Annotated in this window: 9 protein-coding genes and 1 riboswitch; of the genes, 3 read left to right on the plus strand and 6 right to left on the minus strand. The window is 67.7% G+C overall.

What is annotated here, in order from left to right:
* Window positions 1–277: 277 nt before the first annotated feature.
* The 5 genes from AC1D1S_RS16170 to AC1D1S_RS16190 all read right to left on the minus strand — a co-directional run bounded on the left by AC1D1S_RS16170 (window position 278) and on the right by AC1D1S_RS16190 (window position 4456).
* Window positions 278–877, minus strand: coding sequence for a hypothetical protein (locus AC1D1S_RS16170; RefSeq protein ID WP_243181816.1), 600 nt, complete (start codon window positions 875–877; stop codon window positions 278–280).
* Window positions 878–1014: 137 nt separating this feature from the next.
* Window positions 1015–1542 (minus strand): SixA phosphatase family protein, encoded by a 528-nt coding sequence (locus AC1D1S_RS16175; protein ID WP_243181815.1) that lies wholly within the window; start codon window positions 1540–1542, stop codon window positions 1015–1017.
* 55 nt (window positions 1543–1597) lie between these two features.
* The gene (locus tag AC1D1S_RS16180) at window positions 1598–1801 is read right to left on the minus strand and encodes a dodecin family protein (RefSeq protein WP_018774263.1); all 204 of its coding nucleotides are present in this window, start codon (window positions 1799–1801) and stop codon (window positions 1598–1600) included.
* A gap of 227 nt (window positions 1802–2028) precedes the next feature.
* Window positions 2029–2892, minus strand: coding sequence for a winged helix-turn-helix domain-containing protein (locus tag AC1D1S_RS16185; protein ID WP_243181814.1), 864 nt, complete (start codon window positions 2890–2892; stop codon window positions 2029–2031).
* A gap of 547 nt (window positions 2893–3439) precedes the next feature.
* A complete protein-coding gene (locus AC1D1S_RS16190; RefSeq protein WP_476994923.1) occupies window positions 3440–4456 on the minus strand; it encodes a hypothetical protein in 1017 nt (338 codons plus the stop codon).
* Window positions 4457–4696: 240 nt separating this feature from the next.
* Between AC1D1S_RS16190 and AC1D1S_RS16195 the strand changes: the two genes are divergently transcribed.
* The 3 genes from AC1D1S_RS16195 (at window position 4697) to AC1D1S_RS16205 (ending at window position 8264) form a co-directional block, all read left to right on the plus strand.
* Window positions 4697–5437, plus strand: coding sequence for a response regulator transcription factor (locus AC1D1S_RS16195; RefSeq protein WP_079551963.1), 741 nt, complete (start codon window positions 4697–4699; stop codon window positions 5435–5437).
* A gap of 21 nt (window positions 5438–5458) precedes the next feature.
* Window positions 5459–7069: a sensor histidine kinase gene (locus tag AC1D1S_RS16200; protein WP_476994924.1), complete on the plus strand. Its 1611-nt coding sequence runs from the start codon at window positions 5459–5461 to the stop codon at window positions 7067–7069.
* 184 nt (window positions 7070–7253) lie between these two features.
* Window positions 7254–7413: riboswitch (cyclic di-AMP (ydaO/yuaA leader) on the plus strand.
* Complete coding sequence (locus tag AC1D1S_RS16205; protein ID WP_476943596.1) at window positions 7413–8264, plus strand: aggregation-promoting factor C-terminal-like domain-containing protein; 852 nt, start codon at window positions 7413–7415, stop codon at window positions 8262–8264. (Overlaps the previous riboswitch by 1 nt.)
* A 158-nt stretch (window positions 8265–8422) precedes the next feature.
* Here AC1D1S_RS16205 and AC1D1S_RS16210 read toward each other — a convergent pair whose 3' ends face one another.
* A complete protein-coding gene (locus tag AC1D1S_RS16210; protein WP_476943597.1) occupies window positions 8423–9025 on the minus strand; it encodes a hypothetical protein in 603 nt (200 codons plus the stop codon).
* Between the last annotated feature and the right edge of the window lie 307 nt (window positions 9026–9332).

Genomic DNA, 9332 nt, shown 5'->3' on the forward strand with positions numbered 1-9332 from the left:
GGTCTGCGAATCCGAGGCCTTCCACACCGCGGCCGACGCCGAGAGGAACCGCCGCGCGTCCGGCGGCTCCGCGCGCGGCTTCTCCGCGGTCCACTGCCCGGCCCGCGGCCAAGTCACCGGCGAAGACACCGCTCAAGCCGGCAGCGAAGACACCGGCCAAGTCGCCTGCCCCCAAATCACCCGCCCGGGCCTCGGCCCGCCGCTGAGTCCTGCGCATCACCACCCGGCGAAACGTTCAGCACAGGATTTTCCGCCTGGGCCAGTTCAGGAGTCCAGCTCAGAGGTTTCGAGGCTTGTCTTCCCGTGGGGTGGCATCCGGGCCCGGGGCCGTGTCGGTCCGGGTTACGTCCTCGCGGCTGCGCTGGTCGGCTGACACTTGCTGGCCGGACGCTGGCTCGCCGGACGCTTGTTCGCCGGAAGACACTTGCTGGCCGGACGTTTGCTGGCCGGGGACGTGGCTGCCCGTTGCGGGCTCGGCGGCGGCCCTCTCGGCGCGCAAATCCCCGCGGGTCGGCATCTGCCCGCTTTCGCCGCCGCGTTCAGATGTGACTACGTCAGGGTCCACTTCGTCGGCTTTGCGCAGTTGCTCCTGCGCGCCGGAGCGGACGCTTTCGGCCTCTTCCTGGCGCTTGCGGGCTTCCTGCCGCAACCGCTCGGCCTCGAGGTCAGCCTCCTGCGCGTCGGCCTCGGCACGGGCCGCCTTGGCGTCGCGTTCCCGCGCAGCGAATTCGTCGGCCTTGGCCTGTTCACGCATCTCGGCCGCACGGTTCCGGTCCGCCGCCACCTTGCGTTTGCGGCTGACCATGACCGCCACCGCTACGATCGCGAGCACCACGACGATGCCGACAATAATTCCTATGAGCTGCCCTGAATCCACGTTGATCACCTTTTCTCCGGGTTGCAACAGATGCCCCAAAACCACTGGARAAAACCACATGACTAAACAGCATCAGTAAACCGCAGATCGGCGCAGGTTGCTATGGATTCCGCAGCCCTCGCCGGGCGGACCTGCGGCTATTTGGCGCGGGGGACCTTGAAGTGGGTCAGCTTGGCGTCCTGCCCGTCCAGTTCGGCCCAGGACTTTTCCGTTTCCAGGACGGTCAGCCCGCTGGTCGGATAGCGCGTGGCGGCGTCCATGTAGGCATCGTGGTCGGAGTCGCGCGACGCCAGATGCATCGCAAGGTCCTGCACCCCGGGCATGTGGGAAATCACCATGAGGGTGGTGACGGTGTCAGGGACGTGGTTGATGACGGCCAGCATGCGCAAGGCGGAGGCGGCGTACAGCCCATCCTCGAGCTTGGGCGTCGGCGCCTTGTCTCCGAGGGCGTGGCACACCCACGTGCAGGTCTGGCGGGTCCGCAAAGCGCTGGAGCAGAGGATGAAATCAGGGACCACGCCGTGCTTGAGCAGCCACTTTCCGGCGACTGGGGCGTCCTTGTGGCCGCGTTCTTCGAGCGGCCTTTCGTGGTCGGCAACCCCGCCGGGCCAATCGGACTTGGCGTGCCGCATGATCACCAGCCGTTTGATGTGATGCGCGCTCATGCCCCAATCCTAGTGCGGCGGCTGGCCCACGGGCGCGCATCCCACCAGCGTCCGTTCAGTCTTCAAGGACAAAGGTCACTTCCAGCACGACGTGCCAGGCAACGACGGCACCGTCGCTGATTTCGACCTTCTGTTCCTTCACCCATGCCCCCGTGACATTGCGAAGGGTCTTATTGGCCCTGTCGATGCCCTCCTTGATGGCGGCATCGAACGAGGTCTTGGAGTTCGCGCTCAGGGTAGTAATCCGTGCAACAGACATGTCTTCCTCCCAATAGTCGGCTCAACGGTCCGAGACTACGCCGGACCCCCAAAAGGCAACAGAGTCTAACCGCGACCCACCAGCAGCGGCGGCAGAGGCCCGTCAGCCAGCCCACCCAATGCGCCCGTCGGGGAATGTGGCTGCCGGCGGAAAGCCACTGAAGCTTCCGGAAACGCGAAAGCGCCCGCTCCCTGGGCAGGGAACGGGCGCTTTGCGTGGGCTGGAAGCTAGATCGAGTATTCCGGAGCGGCCCAGACAACCACCTCGGGGTGCTCGTAGAACCGGTAGCCCTGGCCGCGCACGGTGCGCACGGTGTTGGCGAGGCGGCCGAGCTTGGAACGCAGGCGGCGGATGTGGACGTCGATGGTCCGCTCGTTCGGGACCTCTTCGGCGTTCCGCCACAGGCCTTCGAGGAGCTCGTCGCGGCCCACGGTGCGGGTGCCGTTCTCCACGAGGTAGTTCAGGAGTTCGAATTCCTTGAACGTGAGGTTCAGGGATTCGCCGTCGAGGTGCACCTCACGGCGGGCGAGGTCGATCAGCACCCCGGAAGGCCGCGGATCCTGCGGCTGCTGCAGGCGGGCGGTCTCGGTGCGCTGGCGGGCCCCCGCGGTGGGGTCACCGAAGGTCGAGCGGACGACGTCGAGGGCGGAACCCGGGGCACTGGCCGGCGCGACGGCGACGGCGGCATAGCTTTCGGCACCGGCCACGAGCGACTGTGCGTAGGCCCGGATTTCCTGGGCAAGCTTGGCGATGGATGTGCCGGCTGCAGCAGCGGTTTCCTCGTCGATGCCCATGTACAGCACGAAGCCGCGGGCGACGTTGTCGCTGGGGGCCGGACGGACCGGGCTGCCGGCACCCGGGGCGATCACCGGGGTGGGTGCCGTGGCGGGGGCGGGGGGGACGGCACGGAGCTGGCCGTAGGAGTCAGGGTTGTAGCCCTGCGCTGCATATCCGGGGGCGGGGAAGCTGCCCGCGGATCCGGCGGGGGCGAACGCGGAGCGCCCGCCAAAGCCCTGGCGGATCCCTGAGGCCTGGCCGGCCTTGCTGGCGTTACGGACGGAGATGTGGACGTATCCGGATGCAACTGACATGGAATGCTTACCTCAATGTGAATGGCCGTCATCGCGGCTCGAATGCTTCTTTCCCCGCAATGAAATTGGGGAGGGGCGCCCGACTCTGGGCTTGGGGGCGAATGCCTAGAAACCTTTAGGGGTGTAAAAGTTAGGCGTGCATTCGACAACAGCGCATCTCGGTACCAGCGGGTGTGCTGATCCAGGAAGCTGCGGCTGCAGGTGCTGTTGAGTTCTTGTTCACAATTGAAGTGTGCAACGTAACAATGTAAACGTGCAAGTAACAATGGACCCCAGGTTCCACATAGTGAGACAGATCGAGGATTTGTAGCGCAAGTCACAATTCTGTAGCGGCAATAAAATAACAAGTGTTTTACTGACCGGAAGGTCAGCAAGTGCGCTTCATCGAATATTATTCGGTCAACGTCGATGGCGTCGGGTAAATCATTCACAGCACGGCAAGTTGGGCCAAACCGCGCCTGCCCACCGCTGCCTGCGAGGCGGTCCACGGAGTGGGCAGCCGGCATCGCCGCCCGCAAGGCACGGCGGCGATGCCGGCCGCGGCGGTTCAGTTCGACTGGCCGGTGGCTGTCGCCGCGACCAGCATGACGGAGGCCGCCGTGTAGCCGGAACCGTCCTTGGCCGCCACGATCCGCACCGTCCCGCCCGCGACGATGTCCGCGACGCTCAGCTGCGTGCCCGTGCCGCCGGCCTGCTGGCGCCGCTGTTGCAGATTACTCACCACCACGTCGCTGCCCAGCGCATAGCTGCGCGTGAAACCGTCGCTGCTCTTGACCGTCACGGAGGACGAGCTGACCTCGCTCACTGTGCCCAACTGCTCGGCCATCGTGGTGTATGCGCTTCCTTGCAGCACCACGTATTCGGCGTGCACTGCCGCGGAAAGCCCGCTGCCCATGCCACCGGCAGCGAAGTGGCCGGGACCGCCCTGCCCCGGCATGCCGCCGCCCGCGAAACCACCTTGCGCGGAACCGTCTTGTGCTGAACCTGGCACGCCTGGGGCGACACCCTGGCCGCCGGGTCCGCCGGCTGCCGCCCCGCCGGCCGCACCGGTGGCTGCCGTTGCGCTTGAGGTGAGGGCATAGACGCCGGCCCCGGCGCCGACGGCCAGGACTGCGGCGGCGCCGGCGACGGCGAGCCCCCGCTTGAGGGTCCAGGGCTTCGCCGCCGAGGCCGTCTTGGCGGAAGTTCCCGGCGCGCCCCAGCCTGTGGCTGCGGCGGGGACAGGTTCCTGCCGGGGCATGCCCCAGGCAGGTTCCGATGCCGGAACCTGCCAAACCGGAAGCGCGCCCCAGCCCCCGGCAGCGCCTGCTTCCGGCCGCCCGGCCTCGGCGTGCCCGCCGCCGGTGCGTCCGGCGTCAGCCTGTCCGGCGTCAGCGTGTCCGGCATCGGCGTGCCCGGTTTGGACTGTTCCGCCGTCGGGGTGTCCGGCGCCGGACTGCCAGGCAGTACGGGGTGTGGTTACGGGCGCGGGCGCCGCTGGCGCGCCGGTGGTGGGCGTGGGGGCGGGTACAGGGGCTGACTCGGGGGCTGCTCCGGAACCGGCTCCGGGATGCTGACCGCTCATGGTATTTCTCCTTTAGGGTGCGGATCGGTGTTCACCCCAGCGTGGTGAGCGATCCTGTGCTTGGGCTGTGCGGGCCGACAGCCCGGCCTGTGACGTTGCCGGACGGGAAGGGCGGATTGAACATGGCCGTTGCGGCCCGTACGGTCCCGCAACGGCATCCAGCTCGCTAGGCTGGGATTCACAGGTGCCGCACAGGGTCCCCAAAGCCCGGCCTAACCGGCAGATCGGAGAGTTGTCCCCATGGCCACTTCGCACTCCATGACCAACAACCTTCCCCAGCTCACGCATCCGGACGGCTCCCCCATCCGCGCCCTCGTGGTGGATGACGAGCCCAGCCTCTCCGAGCTCATGAGCATGGGGCTGCGGATGGCCGGCTGGTCCGTGGCCGTGGCCGAGGACGGGCCCGGAGCCGTCCGGCTCGCCAAGGAGTTCCGCCCCGACGTGCTGGTGCTGGACGTGATGTTGCCCGGGTTCGACGGCGTCGAACTGCTGAACAGGATCCGCGCGTTCGCGCCTGAGGTGCCGGCGCTGTTCCTCACCGCCAAGGATGCCGTTCAGGACCGCATCACCGGACTGGCGGCCGGCGGCGATGACTACGTCACCAAGCCGTTCAGCATGGAAGAGGTGCTGCTGCGCCTGCACCGGCTGGTCCAGCGCTCCGGAGTGGCCGCCATGGACACCGCCGAACTCGTGGTGGGAGACCTCGTGCTCAACGTCGACACCCGCGAAGTCACCCGGGCCGGTGAGGAAATGCACCTGACCGCCACGCAGTTCGAGCTGCTGCGCTACCTCATGGAAAACCCGAAACGGGTCATCAGCAAGGCCCAGATCCTGGACCGTGTCTGGGACTACGACTTCGGCGGCCAGGCGAACATCGTGGAACTGTACATTTCCTACCTCCGCAAGAAGGTCGACGCCAACCACGCTCCCATGATCCACACGGTGCGCGGAGCCGGGTACGTCCTGAAACCGGCGGACTGATCCGTGCCCTCACTTTCCGGCATGACCCGCGTCCCCGGACGCGACTGGCGCAACCCGTCGACGTGGCATTTGCGCACCCGGCTGGTCCTGGTCGCCATGGCGCTGCTCGTGGCCATCTGCGGCGCTGTGGGCTTGTTCAGCTACGCCTCCATGGACCTCTTCCTCACCCGGCAGCTCGACACCCAGCTGGACCAGGCCTCCCACCGTTCGAGCGAGTTCGGCCGGCCCTCCTCGGACGATTCGGGCAGGCGCCCCGACCCCCTCGAAGCCCGGGGACAGGGCGTCGGGACGCTTAACGCACGGATAGTCGACGGCGAAGTCAGCAGGGCCGGATTCCTGGCCGCGGACGGCGCGGTCAAGAGCCTCTCCCCCTCCGACAACAAGGTTCTCCTGGCCCTGACCCCGAGCGGCGTGTCCGTGGACCGCAGCCTTTCGGCCGGCGCCTACCGGCTCACGGCCGCGCGTACACCGTACGGCGACGTGATTGTGACCGGACTCCCGCTGGCTGAAAAACAAAACACCTTGGCCTCCCTGGTCTGGACCATGGTGGTGGTGTCCGCAGGCGGGCTCGTGCTGATCGGGCTCGCCGGCACGGCCCTGATCCGGCGGACCATGAAGCCGCTGGAACAGCTCTCCGAGGTCGCCACCAACGTCTCCCGTCTCCCGCTGGACGCCGGCGAGGTGGCGCTCGGGGTCCGCGTCCCGACGTCGGCTGCCCATCCCGGAACGGAAGTGGGCAGCGTGGGCTACGCGCTGAACAAGATGCTGGACAACGTCTCCAACGCTCTCGAGGCGCGGCAGGAGAGTGAGATGAAGGTCCGGCAGTTCGTCGCCGACGCCTCGCACGAGCTCCGCACCCCGCTGACGGCCATCCGCGGCTACACGGAGCTGATGCGGATGACCGAGCATTTCACCCCCGACGGCGAGAGGTCCCTCGCCCGTGTGCAAAGCCAGTCCGAGCGGATGACCACGCTCGTGGAGGACCTGCTGCTGCTGGCGCGCCTGGACGAGGGGCAGCCGCTCAAAATCTCCGACGTCGACCTCACCCAGCTGGCCATCGAGACGGTCAGCGATGAGAAAGTCATGGCCCCGGACCGCATCTGGCAGCTGGAACTTCCGGACGAGCCCGTGGTGGTGCGCGGTGATGCGACCCAGCTTCACCAGGTCCTCGCCAACCTGCTGTCCAATGCGCGCAAGCACACGGAACCCGGGACCAAGGTGGTCACGGGCGTTATGCGCTCGGCTGACGGCAGTGCCGTGGTCACCGTGACAGACAATGGCAGCGGCATCGCCCCGGAATTTATCGGCCGGGTCTTCGCCCGTTTCGCCCGGGCCGACGCCTCGCGCACCAATCCGGCGTCGAACCCCGCAGCCGTCCCCGCCGATTCTGCCGTCGCGACGGCGAGGGTCGGGTCCGGGGCTCCCGCACGCTCGTCCTCCGGCGCCGTTTCCGGCCGCCGCGGAGGTCACGGCACGGCGACCGCCGCGCCGACGCCCGAGGGCACCAGCGGGTTGGGCCTGTCCATTGTCCAGTCGATCGTGGAGGCCCACGGAGGAACAGTCGAGGTCACGTCCCGGCCGGGCCGCACGGAGTTCGCCGTGCGGCTGCCCGCCGCGCCGCCGCCGGCTTAACCGGAACGGCCGCCGTCGGCGCAAACGGCCCGGACCGGCCGGCCCGTGAACCCGGCGCAACCCGACACCCCGGCACTGTGACTCCTGTTACCAAAATGTGACTTAAGCGGCCAGGTCCTGTAGCGTCGTTAGCGTGCGCCGCCATCGGTGCCGCATATCCGGACGGACGCCAAACTCTGCCGCTTCCCGGATTCCGCTGGACCAGGCAGAGGCGGGGGACCCAGAGTTCCCGGGCATTCTGCTTTCATGCGCCCTCGGGGTGAAGCCGACACGTGATGTTCCGTGCGGCCGGATGACCTCATCCGAACCCGACAGCTAACTCCGCCGGCGTTGAGAGGCCACCATGACTGAATTCCAGGTACAAACACGCCCTGACGGCGGTTCGCATTCCCGCTCAGTTGGCGCAGCCAAGTCGCGCCACCGCGCCGAACCGGTCAAGCAGGCATCCGCCCTGTCGCGGTTCGCCGCCGGGCTCGGTGTAACCGGCCGCCGTGCCGCCGTCGTCACCGCCGCGTGCGCACTGCTGCTGGGTGGCGGCGCCGCCAGCCAGGCGGCAGAGCCGGGCGCCCACACGGCGAATGTTGCGAGCCAGGCGGCCACGATCGCCGACCCGCTGGCCAAGCTCAACTTCGAGCGGGTCCAGGTGGCTGGGCCGGGCGCTCCAGCGGAAAAGAACGTGGCTCCCCAGATCTCGGAGGTTAAGGCAGCCGAAGCGCTGATCCCTGCCCCAGCTGCTGCCGCGCCGGCAGCAGCGGCAGCCCCCGCACCTGCTCCGGTTCCCGCGGCAGCCCCCGCTCCCGCTCCGGTTCCCGCGGCAGCTCCCGCTCCCGCTCCGGCACCGGCAGCCGCTCCGGCCCCCGCACCGGCACCCGCACCGGTCGCAATCGACGACCCCGCCGGCGCGCAGGCCTACGCCGCGTCCCAGCTGGGAAGCTATGGCTGGGCACCCGGCCAGATGCAGTGCCTGCACAAGCTGTGGACCAAGGAATCCGACTGGAAGACCACCGCCACGAACGCCAGCAGCGGCGCCTACGGCGTGGTCCAGTCCCTGCCCGCCTCGAAGATGGCGAGCGCCGGCGCCGATTACATGACCAACTACCGGACCCAGATCAACTGGGGCCTGAACTACGTCAAGTCGCGCTACGGCTCCCCCTGCGGCGCCCTGAACTTCCACTACGCACACAACTGGTACTAAACCGGCCCTAACCAGCCCGGACAGGAGGCCCCGGATCCACGTGGATCCGGGGCCTCCTGTGTGTGACTGCTAGCCGAGAATGGCGGTTTTTTCACAGCTCGGTTTGGCGGCCTCCACATGGCTAAGTGGACCTACGCCAACTCCAGCACGCACCTGAATCATCCTCGGCGCGCCAGTCTGGGCCGCACATCATTGACCTCGTCCTCTGCAGGGAGTGCCGTGTAGACGGCATTCCCTGCAGAAATTTGCCGCTTGACCTGCTCAAGCTCATCCTTGAGGAGGTCAACGGTGGCACGGTATTTCTCGAAGTCCGCTGTTCGGCGCCTGGCCACGGCGAAACTGATGCCGGCGGCGAGAACGGCAAGCGGGAACGAAACCAGCAGGGCCCAGCCGGATGCGGCAAGGAAGTCCAGCGCTACGGGAAGTGCCTGCTTGAATGCCAGGAACTCGTTCACCCCACCAACCACTCCGTTCAGAGCGGAGTCCAGTGGGCCCAGAAACTGCCCCACGACTGGCGTCCCGGAAAACGACGGAGCGCTCAGCGGCGGTTCTCCCCCTGCAGACCAGCGCGAATCACCGAAATGGTTCAGGACGTAGATCCCGGCACCCGCGTTGAGGGCCGCGAAGAGCAGGACGGAACCAAGGGCAGTCCAATAAAGCCTGCGCGGACGCCAGACGCCGGCCACAAGCGCGAAGACGGTGGCCGCAACCCACGAAAAGATGCGGAGCTCGTCGCGGCCCATGCCGCCCAATAGATCCAAGGAATTCCCCGCCCCTTACAGTTGGAATCAATGCTCGTTTCGGTCCCAAGCGAGCCTATCCCAGCCGCCCCCCGGGTATGCCGCGGCAGATACTGGCGCGCTCCCTTTGTGCGTAGCCGGGCCCGACCCGCCCGGCTGCCCCGACTTCCACAGCCCCCGCACAGCTTGACCCTAAAGCCTTCATATGGGCCGCCGGGAAAGTTGAGCCATGACATTCACAGACCAGGCCACAGGAACCCTGCCCCGCTCCACGGCGACGCCGGCCGGCCCGGCGGCCCCCGAGGCACCCTCGGGGCTTGCGCTGGCC

The organism is Arthrobacter sp. P1_A5 (assembly GCF_056406825.1).

Bases quoted from the DNA above. Each gene is read 5' to 3' on its own strand.
- AC1D1S_RS16175 (WP_243181815.1), bottom strand. From the start codon at position 1,542: ATGAGCGCGCATCACATCAAACGGCTGGTGATCATGCGGCACGCCAAG.
- AC1D1S_RS16180 (WP_018774263.1), bottom strand. From the start codon at position 1,801: ATGTCTGTTGCACGGATTACTACCCTGAGCGCGAACTCCAAGACCTCG.
- AC1D1S_RS16185 (WP_243181814.1), bottom strand. From the start codon at position 2,892: ATGTCAGTTGCATCCGGATACGTCCACATCTCCGTCCGTAACGCCAGC.
- AC1D1S_RS16190 (WP_476994923.1), bottom strand. From the start codon at position 4,456: ATGAGCGGTCAGCATCCCGGAGCCGGTTCCGGAGCAGCCCCCGAGTCA.
- AC1D1S_RS16195 (WP_079551963.1), top strand. From the start codon at position 4,697: ATGGCCACTTCGCACTCCATGACCAACAACCTTCCCCAGCTCACGCAT.
- AC1D1S_RS16200 (WP_476994924.1), top strand. From the start codon at position 5,459: ATGACCCGCGTCCCCGGACGCGACTGGCGCAACCCGTCGACGTGGCAT.
- AC1D1S_RS16205 (WP_476943596.1), top strand. From the start codon at position 7,413: ATGACTGAATTCCAGGTACAAACACGCCCTGACGGCGGTTCGCATTCC.